The organism is Clostridium kluyveri DSM 555 (assembly GCF_000016505.1).
GTDB lineage: Bacteria > Bacillota > Clostridia > Clostridiales > Clostridiaceae > Clostridium_B > Clostridium_B kluyveri.
On sequence record NC_009706.1, the window covers coordinates 3,393,378 to 3,412,901 of the forward strand.

Here is a 19,524-nt window from a genome sequence, read left to right on the forward strand (position 1 = left end):
ATATACAAATTTACATATGCTTAAAATATTTGTGACAAATTATATGATAATTTTACAATTTTGAAAATCATTACTTATGGATTATTTTTGACAAACAATAATTTTTATTATATAATTATAATTAATATCAGAATGAAGGTGGTGCATATGAATAACTTAACTTCTATATTTAAAGAAAAAAAATTGAAACTTACTCCTCAGAGAATTGCAGTATATAAGTACCTACAATCTACCAAGGAACATCCTTCTGCTGAAACTATATATAAGACCCTGCAAGTAGATTATCCTACTATGAGCCTGGCAACTATATATAAAGCGTTAAAAACATTAGTTGAAGTAAATTTAATCCAGGAAATCAATGTAGGTGAAGGGAACTTCAGATATGATGGAAATACTTCCCCTCACTCGCATATACAGTGCTTACACTGCGGAAAAGTCAATGATGTAGAAGGAGTTTGCTTTACAAGCTTAAATGACAAAATTAAGGACTGTGTTGATTATGAGGTAATAAGCAACCAAGTTTATTTTTATGGAATATGTAAAGATTGCCTCAAAAATAAAACCCATTAATAAGTTGGTTGAGATTGCTAAAGGCAGTTACTGTTTTAAACGAATACAAGTAACTGCCTACCTTTATTTTAGAACTCTATTTCAATCCCCCTCTTAAAGTGGAGATAATAATTGTTCTGCCTTTTTTCATAACTTCTAATAAGATTCATCCACTACCTCATTCCATTCATTATCAGTATATTTTCCTGAAAGCATACTATCTATTTTAGAAGATATATTATTTGTGAAATTTTCCGGTATATTATATATAAAACTAATATTATCTTCTGTACTATTTTGTAAATGCCCTATTACAGTCTTTTTAATTCCTTCCTTAGAAGTATTGGCATTTTTATTAGCTGTTACAAATCCTTTTTTAGATAACTTTTTTTGCACATCATCACTAAATATATACTTTACAAATTCATCTGTTATATCTCTATTTTCACTATTCATAGGAATACTTATTATAGCATCTGACATAACGGGAACTTTTAATCTATTCTTGCCTTCTAAATCATAAGACTTCAAACATTCTATATTGGAATTGTCAAACTTATTTGCATAATAAGAAGAAGTAATAAGCATAGGAATATTATTTCTGTTAATTTTTTCTATGGTACTCTCATTTCCTATTTCAAAAGTATCTTTATTTACGTATCCACCTTTTACTAAATTCTCTAAAATATCAAAACTCTTCTGAACCTGATTTAATTGTTTATATTCCGAAGCACTACTATCATATATATTTTCAAGCTTTCTCATTGGAATCATGTTATTCAATATTATAGAAAATATGATATTATTTATATCCATTCCTTCATTTAATACCACAGGTACTCTCTGGGATGAAGAATTAAGAACTTTTAAAATCCCCTCCACCTCACTTATTGTACTTGGTACCTTTAAATTTAATTTATTAAGTGCTTCTTTATTAAATATTATTTCTATTGTATAGGGAATCATAGAAATTCCATAATATCTATCATTAAATCGACCATAGGATTTTGCCACAGTATAATACCTACCACTTAAATTATTTTCTTCATATAAATCCCGCATATCAGCTAAAAGGCTTTTTCTAACTAGTTTCAACATATCATTTCTAGAAGTAAATACAACATCTATATCTTTACTTTCATTTATATCCTCTTCTATTTTACTGCCTATGGCATTATTTATATTAAGTTGAACTTTAGGATTTTCCTTCTTATATTCATCTGTTAAGAATTTTATTATATTTAAGGATTCCTTATCTTTTACACCTATATATAAATTTATCTGCTTATTTTTTAAAGATTCTTCTTTTCTACCACAGGCATATAAATTAAATGCACATATTATAATTAATAGAATTGCTATACTCTTACTCTTATAAACCATATCTTCCCTCATCTCACTTTTTAATAAGATACAGATCAAATTAAACATTAATATTCTACAAATTTATTTTATACATAATAATTAAATATATAATACATTCATATAATTAAATGGAGGTGAAATTCATGAAATTCAGGGTACTATTTCTAAAAAAGACACATATATATCTTGTAATATTAATATTGTTACTTATAATATTATTTATACTTTTTATAACATCCAAAGCCTCTCCTACATCCAACACTATTTCCAATAATAAAAATATAAAGGCTGATTTTAATGGAGACGGAAAGGAAGATATATTGTCTGTTACCCGAGTAGATGACAATTACTTAATGGAAGTAACAATTAACAATAAAACCTTTAGTTTTAAAACAGATGAAAATTCTCCTATAATTGAAACTTATTCTCCCTATTGGCCCATAAGAGTTACTCTTATGGACATATCCAGAAATAAGGTTCCAGAAATATTTATACAAGGTTCCAAAAACAACAAGCCACTGCAGCGTGTTTTTGTATTCCATAATAATAACTTTGACAATATTCTTTCTAATTCTAATGACATATTGGGATTTATAGATTGTAAAAATAATAAAACCCCAAAAGTTATATCCGGTAAAATTCAAGGAAATAACATAGCCTTTTCAAATTATATTTTTTTAAATTATAAATTTACAAATTATAGTTATGATACCAACAAAACATTTATAGGCAAAGATACTATATATGCATTCATAAAACTTATTGAAGGTCTTCCAGAAAGCGAGTATTATAAGCCAAATAGTATATTTTCATCCGATATATCTAAAGAGGACATGTCTTTAATAGGAAGGCTTTCTGGAGAAGATAATTCCTATGTATTTCAAGACGCTTTATTTAAGGAAAATAAATGTGATAATAAAGGGGACATATCAGAAATCTGTTGGACACTAAATTTCAGGGGTATATCCAATGCAGATAATAGTATAGTAAAGAATTACACATTGGATTTAATACTAACCCCAGATAAAAATAGCAAAGATAATTATTACTTTAAAATTGCTTCCATATGCAAACAAAGGTAAAAAATAAAAGGGACCGTTTAACGCGGTCCCAAGGGGGATGGGGGGTTATTACATCAAATAAAACTTGTTATCTGATGTAAAGGAGAATTATATCTCCAATTACATTTATTATAATATCCAAATAGGAATAAAGTATTCACATAAATTAAAAATTATAATATTTTTTATACAATTCTTCTACTTCTAATTTAATATTTTCTCTTAGTACCTTAGGCTCAATTACCTCTGCATTTTTTCCGAAACCCAGTATCCACTGTTTTACATCTTTAATATCATCTACGTATAAGCTAAAGAGTATACTTCCTCCCTGTAATTCATCTATAATCTGATTTGCATGCCATTTGGTATGTTGAATAAAACTGGCTATTTCCTTATCAAATCTTATTACTATTTTTATTTTATCTCCAACAAATAATCCCCAATGATTATCTAAATAATCTTTTAAAGAAAAAGTACGCGGCCTCATATAAATATTATTGCTTACTTTCAAACTTTTTATCCTATTCAGTTGAAAATTCTCCACATTATCCTTCATATGGCAATATCCTATTATATGCCAGGCACCTTCTTTAAATATTAAATCATAAGGATCCACTTTTCTCATAGTCAGGTCATTTTTATTTATAGAAAAATAATTTATATTTAAACTTCGTCCCCTACTCATAGAAAAATTGATTTCATATATCTTATGCTCTAAATTTTCCACATTACCTATGGAATCTATGGAAAAGCCTCCTGTATTATCTATTCTATCTAAATTCATATTTTTATTTATATGTAAACTCTTTATTTTGTGAACGGCACTTTTTAAATCCTTTTCATATATAAACCCTATTTTCTCGGTAAAGGTTTGAGAAGCCATAAGTAGAGCTTTAAGTTCTTCCTCGTTTAAATCTGCAGATTTCATATAAAAACTCTTATCTATGTAAAATCCTCCATACCTCCCTTTCCTGGTATGAACCGGTATATTAGCTTTATTCAAACTATTTATATATCTATATATAGTTTTCTTATCCACCTTTAACATTTCAGATAATTCTGAGGCTGTAGTTAATTCTTTATACTGTAATATTATTATCATTTCTAATAAGTTAGAAATTTTAGACATGCATTTTACCTCCAGTGTAAATATCATAATACCTAATATATATCGTCATTTTCTATATTTTTTTTAGTGTATTTTTATATAAAATTAAAATTTGTATTATTTAAAACAATTTATTTAGATATCTATAATTTTAGTACATACCTTACTTTCTGTATCAAATTTTCCGCTTAGGAATAGTATATAGTATAATTAAGTCTACATTGTCTAATATCTTCTTAATAAATTTTATTAAATTTCTACTTAGAATAAGGGGTGAATGTAATGTCAAAACACCGTCGCAAAAATTATGATACAGGCTTTAATTTAGGTGATATTTTAAGAAATATAGATATTACTCAACTTATGTCCATATTATCCGTTTTAGGCGGGGGTAACAATAATTTATCTAAAGATAAATTGAGTTCAATGCTGAATAATTTGGATCTAGGAGATATATCTAATGCAGCTAGTAAATCTGGATTTAACGAATCTAATATAAAGTCTCAACTTGCTGCACTTGAAAATAGATTATCTAAAATAGAAAATGGAAGTTCTACAAAAGAACAATTGCTAAATACGATAAAAGAACTCCAGAACTCTCCTAACGCAGCAAAAATGTTAAATGATCTTATGAATTCCAACTTTAAAAATTCTGATCAATAAATTTTTAATTAAAGGTAAATTAAAAATGAATTAAATAAAAAATACTATCAAGATTAATTAATAAGTCCTGATAGTATTTTTATTCTAACAATAGTGTAAATTACATAAATTTTAGTTTTTCTGTCAAAAGTGCCGCTATGGTTATAGAATTAAATACAAAGTGATTAAATACTGCGTACCAGTATCCTTTTTTATTCATTAAATAACAATTATACAAACCAACCCACAGTATTACTGCAAATGCATTTAAACTGAAGTGAATTAACGCAAATATGGCACTGCTTAAAAATGCAGCCAAATACACTCCCATTCTCCCAGAAAATATCTTTTTAAACAAAAACCATCGAAATACGAATTCTTCAAGTACAGGTGCGAAAATTATAACTATAGGTATCATTATTAAAAATTTTTTCAGCGGCATATTTACCATATTAGTTACTATTTCCTGATGCTTTAACTCAACTTTAAAATTAGAAAGTATAATAGTTTGAACTGTAGATACACCAATACTTACTATATAAAATATAATTGTCAAATTTAATGCCTTAATAAATTTGAAATTTTTTATATCAAATTCATTAAATTCACCAGTATATTTTATATACCTTATATTTAAAAGTACAAATATGAAAGGAATAAAATTTTCCACAAATATGGAACTAACTATATATAATATTCCAATTAATGCAAGAAGTAAATTACTTCTCCTTCTTTCCCTCCAAAACTTTGCAAATATCAGAAGTGGCGGTATATATACAATTATAAATACAAGGATATTCTTTATAATCTCTAATCCAAACATGGTTATTTCTCCTTGTGCTATTATTTTAGGCATTTAATAATACCTTGATAACCCATACTTAAATTCATATTAAATATTTAGGAATAAAAATCTATTACAGATTCCAATACTTTCAAGAACTCTTCCTTTCCCTGTTTATTAAGGGATGAAAAAGTTAAAATTTCATCTCCAGTTTCCGGTTTTAAAGTATCCTTTATAATCTTTAAATTTTTGAATAACTGGCTCTTGGATACTTTATCAACCTTAGTAGCAACAATAATGGTATTATAGTTATAATACTTTAACCACTTATACATAGTTATGTCATCATTTGTTGGTTTATGCCTACAATCTAAAAGTAGTATTACTCTTTTTAATTCTTCCCTGCCTCTAAGATAATCCTCTACTACTTTACCCCAACTCTTTTTCTCTGTTTTAGAAATTTTAGCATATCCATATCCGGGTAAATCTACAAAATAAAATTCATTATTTATTAAAAAGAAGTTAATCAATCTGGTTTTACCTGGTGTACCACTTACTTTAACCAATTTTTTCCTATTTGTGAGGGCATTTATAAGAGAAGATTTCCCTACATTTGACCTTCCCACAAATGCTATTTCTATCCTTTTATCTTTAGGATATTGGGATGGATGCACTGCAGAAATTATAAACTCTGCTTGTTTTATTTCCATGAATACTCCCACCTAACTATAATTTGAAATTGAATTTTCTAGTACTACATCTATGTTGTCCGCAAGGATATAATTTAATTTATTCTTAACTGTATTTGGTATTTTCAATAGATGTTTTTCATTATCTTTGGGTATTATAACCGTATCTATACCTGCCCTATATGCAGCAAGACTTTTTTCTTTAAGTCCCCCTATAGGAAGTACCCTTCCTGTCAATGTTATTTCTCCTGTCATAGCTACATTGTGCTTAACTTTCTTTTTGCTCAGGGCAGATATCATTGCCGTTACCATGGCTACTCCTGCAGAAGGTCCATCTTTTGGTACTGCTCCCTCTGGTACATGTATGTGTAAATCATATTTTTTATAAAAGTCACTCTCCACCCCATATTTATCAGCATTTGCTCTTATATAGCTATATCCCGCTTTAGCAGACTCCTTCATTACAGCCCCAAGCTGACCTGTCAATTCCAACTTTCCATTTCCTGACATAGCTGTTGCTTCTATAGGCAGTGTGTCTCCCCCATATCCTGTCCATGCCATTCCCATTACCACACCAATTTTATCCTCTTTGTCAATTTTATCATATGTATATATTTCAGCTCCAAAATAAGACTTTATTTTAGTCAAAGTAATATTAACTTTTTTCTTATCCTTTTCCATCATCTCAGCTACTGCCTTTCTTATAACAGAGGCAATCCTTCTCTCAAGACTTCTAACTCCAGATTCTCTGGTATAATTATCTATCAGCTTATATATAGATGAATCCGATATTATAATTTCATTATTCTTTATACCATTTTCCTCCAATTGTTTAGGTATTAAATATTCCCTACATATATGAAATTTTTCCTCGCTGGTATATCCAGATACCTCTATAACTTCCATTCTGTCAAAAAGTGGCCTAGGTATGTTACCTATGCTATTTGCTGTAGTTATAAACATAACATTTGACAAGTCAAAATCCAGTTCCATATAATGGTCCCTAAAGGAATTATTTTGTTCACTGTCCAATACTTCTAAAAGTGCATCTGCAGGATCTCCTCTAAAATCATTGCTCATTTTATCTATTTCATCCAGTAAAAACAGAGGATTTTTAGATTTTGCCTGTTTCATACCATATATTATTCTTCCTGGAATAGCTCCCACATAAGTCTTTCTATGCCCCCTTATCTCGGCTTCATCTCTTACTCCTCCAAGAGACATTCTAACAAAATTTCTATTTAAAGCATGTGCTATAGATTTAGCTATGGACGTTTTACCTACTCCCGGAGGCCCCATAAGACAAAGTATAGGCCCTTTAAGAGATTTACTCATCTTTTTAACCGATAAATATTCAATTATCCTATCTTTTACATCCTTTAGACCATAATGCTCTTTTTCAAGTATCTCCCTAGCAGACTTTATATCTAAATTATCTTTAGTCTGAGTGTTCCATGGAAGTTCTAATATCCAATCCAAGTATGTCCTTATCACCCCTCCCTCTGCGGAATATGACCCTGTATTTTTTAATCTGTCCAATTCATAAAGTGCTTTATCTTTAACTGCTTTAGGAAGTTTAGCCTTACTTATCTTATTTTTATATCTTTTCATTTCTTTTTTATTGTCATCATCTTCCCCTAACTCTTCCTGTATTGCCTTTAACTGCTCTCTTAAGTAATAATCTTTTTGCACCTTATCTATTTTATTTTTTACTTTAACTCCTATTTTTCTTTCCAATTTCAAAATTTCTATTTCATTTGCCAGCACTGCAAGTACTTTTTGAAGCCTTTCTTCTATTTCATAACATTCAAGGAGCTCCTGTTTCTTTTCTTGTTTTAACATTAAGTAAGAACTAATAGTATCTGCCAATCTTCCATGATTATCTATCTCATCTAATGTTATTATAGTTTCTGCAGGTATATTACCTGATAACTTTACATATTCATTAAAATTCTTTTTTATAGCACGTACAAGTGCTTCACAGTCTTTATTTTCATCATAGTTTTCTTCATCTTCTAAAACTTCAACTTTAACCTTGAAAAAAGGTTCTTCACTAATATATTCCTTAAGTAAGGCTCTGGTTTCACCTTCCACCAATACTCTTACTGTATCACCTGGAAGTTTTAATATTTGCTTTATATTGCAAATAGTACCTGTCTTAAAGATATCCTCCCTACCTGGTTCCTCGGTCTTTGCCTGCCTCTGTGCAGTCAAAAACACTTTCTGTTCTTCAAGCATGGCTTTTTCTAAAGCAAGTATTGATTTTTCCCTACCTACGTCAAAATGCAAAACCATATATGGAAATATAGTAATACCTCTTAATGGGATCAGAGGAAGTTCTCTAAAGTCTCTATCCATATCTCTCTCTCCTTTAATATTTTCTTAGATAATTTAACAATACAAAGAGAATTTACTTATAAGCAGCAACTTATTTAAAAAAGAGTACCGACACCAGTACTCTTTTTAAATAAGATTATGCAGTTTCAGGACCCTTTCGTGTTCTTGATTTTTTCAATTTAATAGGAGTCCTTTTCCCATTTTCAGCCTCTATAAGTTCTGGCATCTTTGTACTCACCGCATCCTTATTAATTATAACTTTAGCTATCTCTTCTTTTGAAGGGATATCAAACATTACATCCTTCATAGTTTCCTCTATAATAGCCCTGAGGCCCCTAGCACCAGTATTTCTCTTTAAAGCTTCATCTGCTATTGCTTCTAAGGCCTCATCTTTAAATTCAAGTTCTACATCGTCTAGTTCAAAAAGTTTTTTATATTGTTTAACAAGTGCATTTTTAGGCTCTTTTAATATACTTATTAATGCTGCCCTGTCTAGTGCCTCTAAAGTAACTATAATAGGAATTCTTCCTACAAATTCTGGTATAAGTCCGAATTTTAACAGATCTCCCGGCATTATTTGCTTTAAAAGTTTTCCTATATCTTTATCCTTTTTAGATTGTATTTCTGCTCCAAATCCTAAAGTACTAACCCTGGTTCTGCGTTCTATTATACTGTCTATACCGTCAAAAGCTCCTCCACAAATAAATAATATATTAGTGGTATTTATTTGAATAAACTCCTGATGAGGATGTTTTCTCCCTCCCTGTGGAGGAACTGAAGCCACTGTACCCTCCAATATTTTCAAAAGTGCCTGCTGTACCCCTTCTCCTGATACATCTCTGGTTATAGATGGATTCTCTGATTTTCTTGCTATCTTATCTATTTCATCTATATAAACTATTCCATGTTCTGCTCTTTCTATATCATAATCTGCATTTTGTATTAATTTAAGCAGTATATTCTCTACATCTTCACCTACATAACCAGCCTCTGTCAGAGTAGTAGCATCTGCAATTGCAAAAGGCACATTTAGAAATCTTGCCAGAGTCTGAGCTAAAAGAGTTTTTCCGGAACCTGTGGGTCCCAGTAAAAGTATGTTGCTTTTTTGCAGTTCTACATCATCATTTGAATTGTTATTGGAATTTATTCTTTTATAATGATTATATACTGCTACTGAAAGTGATTTTTTTGAATCTTCCTGACCTATTACATACTGATCAAGATAGTTCTTTATCTCCACAGGTTTGGGAATAGAAGTCATATCTATCTGAATATCTTCTTCAAACTCATCACTTATTATTTCAGAGCAAAGTTCTATACATTCATCACAAATATATACTCCCGGACCTGCAATTAATCTTCTTACCTGATCCTGCGTCTTACCGCAGAACGAACATTTAAGCTGTTTCTTATCATCATTTTTGGCCATTTTCACACCTCACTAAAGGTTATTTCTTTTTTGTAAAAACCTCATCTATCAATCCATATTCCTTAGCTTCTTCTGCCGTCATAAAATTGTCTCTTTCTGTATCTTTTTCAACTTTTTCAATTGATTGACCTGTTCTTTCACTTATTATAGCATTTAATTTCTTCTTTATTCTAAGTATCCTATCCGCATGAATTCCAATATCAGTTGCCTGACCCTGAAATCCTCCAAGAGGCTGATGTATCATTATTTCAGAGTTTGGAAGGGCAAATCTCTTACCTTTTTCGCCAGCTGCAAGTAAAAATGCACCCATAGAAGCTGCCATTCCTATACATATAGTGGATACGTCTGATTTTATATATTGCATTGTATCATAAATTGCCATGCCTGCTGTTATTGAACCTCCTGGACTATTTATGTAAAAGTATATATCTTTATCAGGATTCTCTGCTTCTAAAAACAACAGCTGTGCTACTATGAGACTTGCAGTAACATCATTTACCTCCTCACTTAACATTACTATTCTATCTTTTAAAAGTCTAGAATAAATATCATAAGATCTTTCCCCTCTGTTAGTCTGTTCTACAACTACTGGTACTAAACTCATAAAACTTTCCTCCTTTTACATAATAATTTTTATAGAACCTTGCAAAATTTCAGTAATTAAAGCTTTAATACTATGGTGCAATTATCTATATATTTGAAATTAATTGCCAGAAAGCCTTCTGACAATTAATCTTTATACTTTATAATATTATGCTATTATTTTGCTGCTGTCTACTAGCATTTTCATCACTTTTTCATTAACTATCTGCATTTTCAAATATTCTTTCTGTCCATCTAAAATTATTTTTGCCATTTTTTCTACATCATCGCTGCCATACTGCTTAGCTATTTCAGTAGCCTTTTCCTTAATTTCCTCATCACTTGCTTCTACTTTTTCTACCTTTGCTATTTCTGTAATTACAAGATCTGCCTTTACCTTTTTCTCTGAGGTTTCTCTCATGTACTCCCTAACTTTTTGTTCGTCATTATTAGTATACTTATAATATGTTTCAAGATCTAGTCCTTGATATTTTAACCTAGTTTCTAAATCTCTAATCATATTATCAACTTCTTTTTCCACCATTACTTCAGGAATATTTATTTCTGTATTTGAACAAACTGCTTCTAAAACTGCTTCTTCAAATTCTCTTTCCTCTCTCAGCTTGTTTGCTTCTTGTTTCTTATTTCTTATATCTTCTTTAACCTCATCCAATGTATCGAATTCTGATACCTCTTTTGCAAATTCATCGTCCAATTCAGGAATTTCTTTAACTTTTATTTCCTTGACTGTTACCTTAAATACAGCTTCTTTTCCATTCAAATCATCTATTCCATACTCTTCAGGAAATTTTACATTAACCTCCTTTGAGTCACCTGCATTTAATCCTATTAATTGTTCTTCAAAATTATCTATAAAAGTGCCAGAACCAATTTCCAACTGATAATCCTGTCCTTCTCCACCTTCAAATTCCTTGCCATCTACAAAGCCTTTGAAATCTATTATAGCTATATTCCCATTTTCTATACTTCCATTTTCTTTTGTTTCTATTCTGGCATCCTTTTGCTGCATGTTTTTTAATTCCTGCTCTATGTCTTCTTCCTTAACGTCATATGTATTCTTCTTTACTTCAACGCCTTTATATTCTCCCAATTTAACCTCTGGGAATACAGTCACTTCTGCTGTATATATAAATTCTTTTCCCTCCCCAATTTGAACTACCTCAATTTTAGGGTAGTCTACTGGATTTACGTTGTTTTCTTTTAAGGCATCTGGATATGTACTTTCACAACAAAAACTCATTGCATCTTCGTAAAATACGCCTTCACCATAATATTTTTTTATTATATTCATAGGCGCTTTACCTTTTCTAAAGCCTGGTATATTAAATTTCTTTGCATTTTTAGCAAAGGCTTTTTTCATAGATTCATTAAATTTGTCTGCTTCTACAGTTATCTCTAATTTTACAACATTCTCTTCTATTTTTTCCATTTTAACATTCATTATAAAATTCCTCCTACTAACTAGTTACTCTACACTCTTATATTCAACTATGCCATTATACCATATATTTATAAACATTCCTATATACCTAGTATATTACTTATCTTACGGTTTATTTGATATCAAGTGATTCTTAAGTTCAATTGAAATTTGCTATAGAAAGACGCTTCTCTCCACCTGAATTTTAGAAGAACTTATCCAGGTACATTAGCCATTTTTATCTTCCAATTTGAAGAAGATGGCAATATTAGCTAATTACCGCCTTCGGATAAACACTTAATTTATATATAATTACAGTCTAAGACTCTTTTAACAATATATTCTGTGAACAATGCTAGCCACAAATTTAAATTACATATTTCTGACATAATACTAAAAAACAGTAGTATTATAATTATATATCAAAAAACACAACTTTTATAGTTTTTTTTAATATGTAAAGCAACTTTTAATATAATCTCCGGCAATACTTAATTCCTCATAGTCTTTATAATTATCTCTATATACTTCAATTATTCCTATCTTATTATACCCCATTTCCTTTAATTTACAAAATATTTTTTTAAAGTTTACATCTCCCTTTCCAGGAAGCAAACAAGAATTTTCACGGTTTCTATCATTTATATGTAGATTTTCTATGGAATTTTTCATAACTCCTATGTATTCTTCAGGTGTCCTCCCTGCTCTATATGCCTGCTTTATGTCCAAGGTAAAGTATATTGAGTTTTCATACCTTTCCTTCAGCATATATAAAAAATCAATATTACCCGACATGCACCAAAATACATTTTCCTGACAAAGCTTTATGCCCTGTTCTTCTGATATATATAATAACTTATTATATATATCAAATACAAATTCTTTTGAAACTTCATTTAACCTTTTATTTCTCATTCCATGAAAAGTGTAGCAATCAGCTCCTACAATTTTGGCGAATTTACATATTTTTTGAAACTGCAAGAAGGAATCATCTCTTCTTCTCTTATATTTATCAAATAAATAGGGTTCAAAAGAAGAAGAAAACCCATGTACAGAATTGATCTTAAAATTATTCTCCAGACTTTGTTCTAAAATTATATTTGCAAAATCTTCTTCATATTCACTAATACTATTTAAAAATACTTCCCCAGAATCAAATCCCAGATTCTTCATTAAAGCTATACTGTTCTCTGTATTTACATATGGATAAAAACTGGCGGAAGACAATCCTACATTCATAATTCCTCCAAAAATATTATCTGCTTTAAAATACTCATCTATTAAAATTTAAGTCAAAGTAAAGTACCTTCTACTGACTTACAGAACCAGATGCTGTCATATAAAAAGTGGTTCCGTCTGCAATCACCGTAAGTCCTTTTTCTGTGAGTTCCCCTAATTGTATATTTTCCCCCTGTACACTTTGCACCATGACATGACTTTTATCTTGAATATTTTCTATCCAAACATACTTGGCGGTTTTCCCAATCCAAGGTAACTGGCTTATGTATGCAATATTGCCATCATCCAAAAACTTTGGAGAAGAACACCATATATAGGATGGATTACTTGCTATTTGAGAACTCTTCTGTATAACCTCTCCTGAAGTGGAAACATACTGTTGATTTGTTATATCCTGCTTGTTACCCTCTATATCAATCAATAGTATACTCTGAGCTGCATTATCAAATAAAATCACATTCTTGTGTGATGGATTAATATCATAAGCCACATCGCCAGACGCTGCAGCAACGCTTTTAAATACTTTATTACTACTATCCCCCTCATAAGTTAATGTGATATCTCTGCCATCACTTAATTGTATTTTATAGGAATTTTCTTTTTTTGTGTCTTTTTCCTTAGTTTCAGCTTTATTACTGGATTGAGATGCATTTTTATTGTTATCCGTAGTCTGTTTATCTACAGCTGAATTATTAACCTTTGCATTCTTTGTATTTACCACATCTTTAAATGCTCCTCTTATATAAATTACACATAAAGTTATAACTAGTAAACATGCTACAACCAATATAATTACATTTCTTCTGCGTTGTCTCATTTTTTTTCCATAATCTTTACTAAAAATACTTGGTTTACCCACTAAAAAACTCCTCCTATACTCCGTATTAATGGAAACAGAAATCAAAAATATATAATATCAAGCTCATATTCCCAAAGAAATTATTGAAATTCTCCATGTATATAATAACATACTATGTTAAAAATTATTACTTATTATACCTCAAAAGTGAGATAAATAGTAATAATTTTTTATGAACCTATTAAAATTGCCAAACCCAAAATTTTCACAGTACAAATATAATACTTTAAAAGGCAAACTTAAGTTTCTGCACCAAAAATTAAATTCATTTCTAAAATTCAATTAATTATAATATAAAATATTTTAAATTTTACAAATAATCAATTTACTATAAAGAAATGAATTCAATATCAAGTGATTCTTAGGTTCAGGTGGAGTTTGCTTGTAAGGTATAGCTTTCTCCATCTAAACTTTAGAAGAACTTATCCAGGGGCGTAGCAGTGCTTATCCCCCACTTTAAAGAAGATGGGGGTATTAGCAATGGTAGCCTTCGGATAAATTTTTTATAAACTTATTTTTAAATCATGCTTAACTGCATATTGTGAATTGTGCATTGTGAATTGTTACTTAAACACCCTGCTTCCCGGCTTTACATATTCTAGTCCTTCTCTGCACATAGGACAATCTTTTTTATCATAAGTATTTATATTCAATTTTGCTGCACTATAAATAGGATAAGGTATATTAACATCTCTTGATCTCCTATCTATTATACAACATATACCTATAACTTCCCCACCCAATCCTTCTATTACTTTGGCAACTTCTAAAGAAGATTTCCCTGTGGTTACCACATCCTCCGATATTATTATTTTCTCCCCTTTATTTATTTCAAATCCTCTTTTTACAATCATGTTTCCATCCTGTCTTTCTGCAAATATGCCAGGTTTTCCTGTTTGTCTTGCAAGTTCATAAGAAACCAAAATCCCTCCCATGGCAGGACCTACTATTTTGTCAAAATCTACATTTTTCAATTTATCCACAATAACTCTTATTACCTTCTCTGCCCTAGAGGGATATTGTAAAAGTTTTGCACACTGACAATATTTATCACTATGTTTTCCCGAAGAAAGCAAAAAATGTCCTTCTAAAAGTGCATCTACTTCTTTTAACTCCTTTATAACTAAATTATCCATAATCCACCCCTTATATTATTCCTCTTATTTCATCCAAACTTTTAATTTTCTCTTTTTCCATATATTCTTCTATACCTTTTATTATGTCCAAACAAATATCAGGTTTTATAAAATTGGCTGTTCCAACCTGTATTGCACTAGCTCCTGCCATTATAAATTCTAGGGCATCCTGCCAGCTGCATATTCCGCCTATTCCCACTACAGGAATATCCACGACTTTTGAAACTTCATATACCATTCTGAGAGCTATAGGCTTTATTGCAGGTCCTGAAAGTCCTGCGGTTATATTGTCAAATACAGCTTTCCTATTTTCTATATCCACAGCCATAGCTTTAAATGTATTTACAAGAGAAAGTGCGTCTGCCCCTGCCTGACAGCATGTATAGGCCATATCTACAATATCCTCTGCATTAGGAGAAAGTTTTACCATAAGAGGTTTTCTGCATACTCTCTTTACAGAATCCACAACTTTACCAGCCACTTCAGACTTTATTCCAAAAGCCATACCTCCACTTTTTACATTAGGACAAGATATATTAAGCTCTATAATATCCACTATAGAGTCATTTAATTTTTCTACTCCCTTTATGTATTCCTCCTCAGTGTTTCCCCCTAAATTAGCTATAGTAACTGTATTGAATTTTTTCATGGCTTGAAGTTCCACTTTTATAAAATGTTCTACTCCAGGATTTTGAAGCCCTACACTATTTAACATACCTGACCTGGTTTCAAGGCTCCTTATGCCAAGGTTACCTTCTTTTCTCTCCAATGTAAGCCCTTTAGAACATATGCCTCCCAATTTTGACACATCATAAATTTCATTGTACTCTGTTCCAAAGGCAAAAGTTCCAGAAGCGGCAATTACAGGGTTTTTAAACTTTACACCACATATATCTATCAATATAATTAATCTTCCCTTCCTTTAAATATGCCTTATTATATTACCACATCAGTTCCTAAAAAAATCGGTCCATCTTTACATACTCTTTTATTTCCACCAATGGTATTACAGGTACATACCAGACAAGCCCCAATTCCACAAGCCATGCGGTTTTCCATAGACACATATAGGGTTATCTGTTTTTCTCTGCACATATTTATTATCTGTTTCATCATTATCTGTGGCCCACAGCATAATACCACATCATATTTTTCCGGTTCAAAAATATCTGTTATGTATCCCTTTTTACCCTCTACTCCTGTTTCCGTGGAAACATAAACATTGTCCACCAGAGGCTTAAATTTCTCCATACAATATGTATTATCTTTAAACCCGGCATATAAATCCAATTTATAATCCTTATACGAAAGCTTATCTTTTTTAATTGTCTCCCTTATATTTTCTACTGCATAAAACATAGGTGCAATCCCTATTCCTCCTGCTATCACAGCAGTATTTTTTCTTATTATATCTTCTATACAAAAGCCATTTCCAAGAGGTCCTAAAATTTTAATTTCATCTCCTGATTTTAAACTGCCGAGCTTTTTAGTTCCTCTGCCCGCTACATGATATAGAAAAATTATTCTTTTTCTATCCAGATAGTGTATACTTATAGGTCTCCAAAGTACAGGCTCCATATCCCAACATCTCAGCATGTAAAACTGTCCAGGTATTCCCTTGAAATTACCTTGTATTTCAAGTTCATATAAATTTTCAGCTATTTTCCTATTTTCAAATACTTCTTCAACAGTATAATCCAATTCACTTTTCAATGTAATTTTTTCTCCATTCTAAAATATTCTAACTTTAAGAATTCTTATTCTGTGATATTTTTAAAATATCATCTCTTATTTTAACACACTCCTGCCTTGCACACTCTCCATACTTTTTAAATCCATCCTCTTCCTTCTTATAAGCAAGTAGTATGCCCCTTGAAGAGTTTACCACTCCTCCATTTCCTCTTTTAAGATAGGCCGAGATATCCTCTGCAGTACCTCCCTGTGCTCCATATCCAGGTATTAAGAAAAATATATTTTTCAATTTTTTTCTAAGCTTTATACCCTCTTCCTGGTGAGTACAACCCATTACTCCTCCAAGAGAACTATAACCGCAATTTCCCATATATTTCTCTCCAAGGGAACTCACTTTTTTTCCTACAATATTATATAATTTTGTATTTTTTCTTGTGCTTATATATTGGAGATCCTTGGCTCCTTTGTTGGAAGTCCTTATCAATATGAATAATCCTTTGTTATTATTTTTTACATAAGGCAAATAAGGCTCTATAGTATCAAATCCCATGTATGGATTCAATGTTACAAAATCGCTTTCAAATTCCCCCTCAAAATGGGCTTTTGCGTACATCTCAGCTGTTTTTGCTATATCTCCCCTTTTAATATCTGCAATGGAAAGAGCCTTTTTATCCTTTATATATTTTAAAGTTTTACTGTAAGCTCTAAGTCCCTCAATGCCAAGGGCTTCATAATATGCAATCTGAACTTTATAGCAGGCAGCTGCATCCAAAGTACTATCTATTATTGTTCTGTTAAATTCAAATATACAATCTTCTACATTTTCATGACTCTCTCTCATACTTTCAGGTATGTAAGAAAGTGCCGTATCCAAACCTACACATACATTTCCCTTTTTATTTACAGTTTCATACAGCTCATCTATAATCATAAACTTCAACTCCAATCAGACGGACTTATTTTTCAAATACAACCTTTCCCGCCTTTATTGTTTTAACTATATCACCAAACACCATATATCCTTCAAAAGGAGTATTTTTGCCCTTAGATAAAAATTCCTCTCTTTGTATTTTATATTCCTTATTTAAATCAAGTAAAACTAAATCCCCTTCATAACCAGGAGTTATCCTGCCTTTTTTTATACCTAATATATCAGAAGGATTTTTAGACATCAACCCTGAAAGTTTGTTTAAAGTTATATGTCCACCTTTCACAAGATTTGTATAGCATAAACTAAATGCAGTTTCTATTCCAGATATACCTGGTGCCCCCTGCATTTTATCTTCACTGGTATGAGGAGCATGATCCGTACTTATGGTATCCACCCATCCATCCTTAATTGATTTTATTAAAAAATCCCTATCCTCTTTTGTTCTAATGGGTGGGTTTACCCTATAGTCATTTTCATAAAGTACTATATGATGTGGTGCGACTTCACAGGTTATATTCGCCCCTTTAATTTTGCCTTCCATTATATACTCCATGGATTCTTTTGTACTTACATGTGCTATATGCACGGCACACCCTGTGAATTCAGACAGGGTAATATTTCTCCAAGTCATTATATTTTCAGCCAATCTCATATCTATATTTGAAAGGGAGTGATCCTCTGAATGACACATAACTATCCTCCTTGACTTTTTGGCCTTTACCATAGCTTCAAGCATAACACTGCTGTCCGTGACATCTTTTCCATCTTCAGATATTATTTTCACCCTGTCATCCAATTTATCCAAATGACTTGTATCTTTTCCTTCAAAATTGTCAGTTATGGACACACACTGATGTACATCTAAAATTCCCACCTGCTTTGCTCTGTTTAAAACATAGTTTACAGTATCCATACTGCTGCATACGGGGTCCGTATTTGCCATAAGATTAACCATGGTATATCCACCCTTAGCTGCAGCCCTGCTTCCACTTTCTATATCCTCTTTTCTAGTAAAACCAGGTTCTCTAAAATGTACATGGAGATCCACAAAAGAGGGCATGACGACTAGTCCTTCTCCATCTATTTTAAGGCATTTTTCATTTAAGTTTACTCCTATTTTATTTATAATTCCATCATTTATATAAATATCTCCTGTAAAGTTCTGATAATAATCAACTATTCTAGCCTTTTTTATTAGAAGTTCCATATTTCAATCCTCTCCTAATCTCTAAAACATTTTATAATGATAAATTCTCATATATCTGGTCACAGTACTCGCATCTATATTCCCCTGTATTCTCATCTACTAATTTGAAAATGTGAGGTATGTTTTTTTCTACAGAAGTAACACACCTTGGATTTTTACAGGCTATAATATTTTCCACTCTATCTGGCAGTTTTAGCTTTATCTTTTTATATATGGTTTCATCTTTTATAATATCAATTGTTATATTAGGGTCTATAAATCCAAGTACAGCCAAATCCAATTCTATATTATTTTCTATTTTGATTATATCTTTCTTCTTCAGTTTTTTACTTTCTGCATTCATTATGAGGGCCACAGAATAATCAGCCTTATCCAAATCCAGATACTTGTATATTTTCATTCCATATCCTGCTTTTATATGATCAATTACAATTCCATTTTTTATACTATTAATTGTAAGCATTATATAATCC

General features: G+C 30.8%; 19 protein-coding genes. 3 read left to right on the forward strand and 16 right to left on the reverse strand.

Annotation, left to right across the window (positions count from 1 at the left end; all coding sequences use genetic code 11):
• Nucleotides 1–147: 147 nt before the first annotated feature.
• Nucleotides 148–570 (forward strand): transcriptional regulator PerR, encoded by a 423-nt coding sequence (gene perR / locus CKL_RS16255; protein WP_012103675.1) that lies wholly within the window; start codon nucleotides 148–150, stop codon nucleotides 568–570.
• Between the two features lie 135 nt (nucleotides 571–705).
• Here the strand turns inward: perR and CKL_RS16260 are convergent, their stop codons facing one another.
• Nucleotides 706–1,932, reverse strand: a complete 1,227-nt coding sequence (locus CKL_RS16260) for an ABC transporter substrate-binding protein (RefSeq protein ID WP_012103676.1) — start codon at nucleotides 1,930–1,932, stop codon at nucleotides 706–708.
• Nucleotides 1,933–2,057: 125 nt separating this feature from the next.
• Between CKL_RS16260 and CKL_RS16265 the strand changes: the two genes are divergently transcribed.
• A complete protein-coding gene (locus CKL_RS16265; protein WP_012103677.1) occupies nucleotides 2,058–2,996 on the forward strand; it encodes an FG-GAP repeat domain-containing protein in 939 nt (312 codons plus the stop codon).
• Nucleotides 2,997–3,141: 145 nt separating this feature from the next.
• Here CKL_RS16265 and CKL_RS16270 read toward each other — a convergent pair whose 3' ends face one another.
• Entirely contained in the window at nucleotides 3,142–4,104 is a 963-nt protein-coding gene (locus CKL_RS16270; RefSeq protein WP_012103678.1) for a helix-turn-helix transcriptional regulator, read from the reverse strand.
• Nucleotides 4,105–4,365: 261 nt separating this feature from the next.
• Here CKL_RS16270 and CKL_RS16275 point away from each other — a divergent pair, with 261 nt between their 5' ends.
• Complete coding sequence (locus tag CKL_RS16275; protein WP_012103679.1) at nucleotides 4,366–4,746, forward strand: hypothetical protein; 381 nt, start codon at nucleotides 4,366–4,368, stop codon at nucleotides 4,744–4,746.
• A 100-nt stretch (nucleotides 4,747–4,846) separates the two neighbouring features.
• On the opposite strand, the gene CKL_RS16280 is transcribed toward CKL_RS16275, so the two are convergent.
• The 14 genes from CKL_RS16280 to CKL_RS16345 all read right to left on the reverse strand — a co-directional run bounded on the left by CKL_RS16280 (nucleotide 4,847) and on the right by CKL_RS16345 (nucleotide 19,514).
• Nucleotides 4,847–5,548: a CPBP family intramembrane glutamic endopeptidase gene (locus tag CKL_RS16280; protein WP_242649434.1), complete on the reverse strand. Its 702-nt coding sequence runs from the start codon at nucleotides 5,546–5,548 to the stop codon at nucleotides 4,847–4,849.
• A gap of 77 nt (nucleotides 5,549–5,625) precedes the next feature.
• Nucleotides 5,626–6,219: a ribosome biogenesis GTP-binding protein YihA/YsxC gene (gene yihA, locus CKL_RS16285; protein WP_012103681.1), complete on the reverse strand. Its 594-nt coding sequence runs from the start codon at nucleotides 6,217–6,219 to the stop codon at nucleotides 5,626–5,628.
• 12 nt (nucleotides 6,220–6,231) lie between these two features.
• Nucleotides 6,232–8,556, reverse strand: a complete 2,325-nt coding sequence (gene lon / locus CKL_RS16290; RefSeq protein ID WP_012103682.1) for an endopeptidase La — start codon at nucleotides 8,554–8,556, stop codon at nucleotides 6,232–6,234.
• Nucleotides 8,557–8,671: 115 nt separating this feature from the next.
• A complete protein-coding gene (gene clpX, locus CKL_RS16295) occupies nucleotides 8,672–9,964 on the reverse strand; it encodes an ATP-dependent Clp protease ATP-binding subunit ClpX (RefSeq protein ID WP_012103683.1) in 1,293 nt (430 codons plus the stop codon).
• A 19-nt stretch (nucleotides 9,965–9,983) separates the two neighbouring features.
• Nucleotides 9,984–10,568 carry an ATP-dependent Clp endopeptidase proteolytic subunit ClpP gene (gene clpP / locus CKL_RS16300; RefSeq protein ID WP_012103684.1) on the reverse strand — a complete coding sequence of 195 codons (585 nt, stop codon included), beginning with the start codon at nucleotides 10,566–10,568 and terminating at the stop codon, nucleotides 9,984–9,986.
• Nucleotides 10,569–10,715: 147 nt separating this feature from the next.
• The gene (tig, locus tag CKL_RS16305) at nucleotides 10,716–12,008 is read right to left on the reverse strand and encodes a trigger factor (protein ID WP_012103685.1); all 1,293 of its coding nucleotides are present in this window, start codon (nucleotides 12,006–12,008) and stop codon (nucleotides 10,716–10,718) included.
• A gap of 429 nt (nucleotides 12,009–12,437) precedes the next feature.
• Nucleotides 12,438–13,226, reverse strand: a complete 789-nt coding sequence (locus tag CKL_RS16310; protein WP_012103686.1) for a sugar phosphate isomerase/epimerase family protein — start codon at nucleotides 13,224–13,226, stop codon at nucleotides 12,438–12,440.
• Between the two features lie 70 nt (nucleotides 13,227–13,296).
• Nucleotides 13,297–14,085, reverse strand: a complete 789-nt coding sequence (locus CKL_RS16315) for a hypothetical protein (RefSeq protein WP_012103687.1) — start codon at nucleotides 14,083–14,085, stop codon at nucleotides 13,297–13,299.
• Between the two features lie 563 nt (nucleotides 14,086–14,648).
• Nucleotides 14,649–15,221 (reverse strand): orotate phosphoribosyltransferase, encoded by a 573-nt coding sequence (gene pyrE / locus CKL_RS16320; protein WP_012103688.1) that lies wholly within the window; start codon nucleotides 15,219–15,221, stop codon nucleotides 14,649–14,651.
• 10 nt (nucleotides 15,222–15,231) lie between these two features.
• Nucleotides 15,232–16,122 (reverse strand): dihydroorotate dehydrogenase, encoded by an 891-nt coding sequence (locus CKL_RS16325; protein ID WP_012103689.1) that lies wholly within the window; start codon nucleotides 16,120–16,122, stop codon nucleotides 15,232–15,234.
• Nucleotides 16,123–16,157: 35 nt separating this feature from the next.
• Nucleotides 16,158–16,934: a dihydroorotate dehydrogenase electron transfer subunit gene (locus CKL_RS16330; RefSeq protein ID WP_012103690.1), complete on the reverse strand. Its 777-nt coding sequence runs from the start codon at nucleotides 16,932–16,934 to the stop codon at nucleotides 16,158–16,160.
• Nucleotides 16,935–16,968: 34 nt separating this feature from the next.
• A complete protein-coding gene (pyrF, locus tag CKL_RS16335) occupies nucleotides 16,969–17,844 on the reverse strand; it encodes an orotidine-5'-phosphate decarboxylase (protein WP_012103691.1) in 876 nt (291 codons plus the stop codon).
• 25 nt (nucleotides 17,845–17,869) lie between these two features.
• Nucleotides 17,870–19,051 (reverse strand): dihydroorotase, encoded by a 1,182-nt coding sequence (locus CKL_RS16340; protein ID WP_012103692.1) that lies wholly within the window; start codon nucleotides 19,049–19,051, stop codon nucleotides 17,870–17,872.
• A 31-nt stretch (nucleotides 19,052–19,082) separates the two neighbouring features.
• Complete coding sequence (locus CKL_RS16345; RefSeq protein WP_012103693.1) at nucleotides 19,083–19,514, reverse strand: aspartate carbamoyltransferase regulatory subunit; 432 nt, start codon at nucleotides 19,512–19,514, stop codon at nucleotides 19,083–19,085.
• Between the last annotated feature and the right edge of the window lie 10 nt (nucleotides 19,515–19,524).

Bases quoted from the DNA above. Each gene is read 5' to 3' on its own strand.
- CKL_RS16265 (WP_012103677.1), top strand. From the start codon at position 2,058: ATGAAATTCAGGGTACTATTTCTAAAAAAGACACATATATATCTTGTA.
- yihA (WP_012103681.1), bottom strand. From the start codon at position 6,219: ATGGAAATAAAACAAGCAGAGTTTATAATTTCTGCAGTGCATCCATCC.
- CKL_RS16310 (WP_012103686.1), bottom strand. From the start codon at position 13,226: ATGAATGTAGGATTGTCTTCCGCCAGTTTTTATCCATATGTAAATACA.
- CKL_RS16340 (WP_012103692.1), bottom strand. From the start codon at position 19,051: ATGGAACTTCTAATAAAAAAGGCTAGAATAGTTGATTATTATCAGAAC.
- CKL_RS16270 (WP_012103678.1), bottom strand. From the start codon at position 4,104: ATGTCTAAAATTTCTAACTTATTAGAAATGATAATAATATTACAGTAT.
- pyrE (WP_012103688.1), bottom strand. From the start codon at position 15,221: ATGGATAATTTAGTTATAAAGGAGTTAAAAGAAGTAGATGCACTTTTA.
- CKL_RS16260 (WP_012103676.1), bottom strand. From the start codon at position 1,932: ATGGTTTATAAGAGTAAGAGTATAGCAATTCTATTAATTATAATATGT.
- CKL_RS16280 (WP_242649434.1), bottom strand. From the start codon at position 5,548: ATGTTTGGATTAGAGATTATAAAGAATATCCTTGTATTTATAATTGTA.
- perR (WP_012103675.1), top strand. From the start codon at position 148: ATGAATAACTTAACTTCTATATTTAAAGAAAAAAAATTGAAACTTACT.
- clpX (WP_012103683.1), bottom strand. From the start codon at position 9,964: ATGGCCAAAAATGATGATAAGAAACAGCTTAAATGTTCGTTCTGCGGT.
- clpP (WP_012103684.1), bottom strand. From the start codon at position 10,568: ATGAGTTTAGTACCAGTAGTTGTAGAACAGACTAACAGAGGGGAAAGA.
- CKL_RS16275 (WP_012103679.1), top strand. From the start codon at position 4,366: ATGTCAAAACACCGTCGCAAAAATTATGATACAGGCTTTAATTTAGGT.
- pyrF (WP_012103691.1), bottom strand. From the start codon at position 17,844: ATGATTATAGATGAGCTGTATGAAACTGTAAATAAAAAGGGAAATGTA.
- CKL_RS16345 (WP_012103693.1), bottom strand. From the start codon at position 19,514: ATGCTTACAATTAATAGTATAAAAAATGGAATTGTAATTGATCATATA.
- tig (WP_012103685.1), bottom strand. From the start codon at position 12,008: ATGAATGTTAAAATGGAAAAAATAGAAGAGAATGTTGTAAAATTAGAG.
- lon (WP_012103682.1), bottom strand. From the start codon at position 8,556: ATGGATAGAGACTTTAGAGAACTTCCTCTGATCCCATTAAGAGGTATT.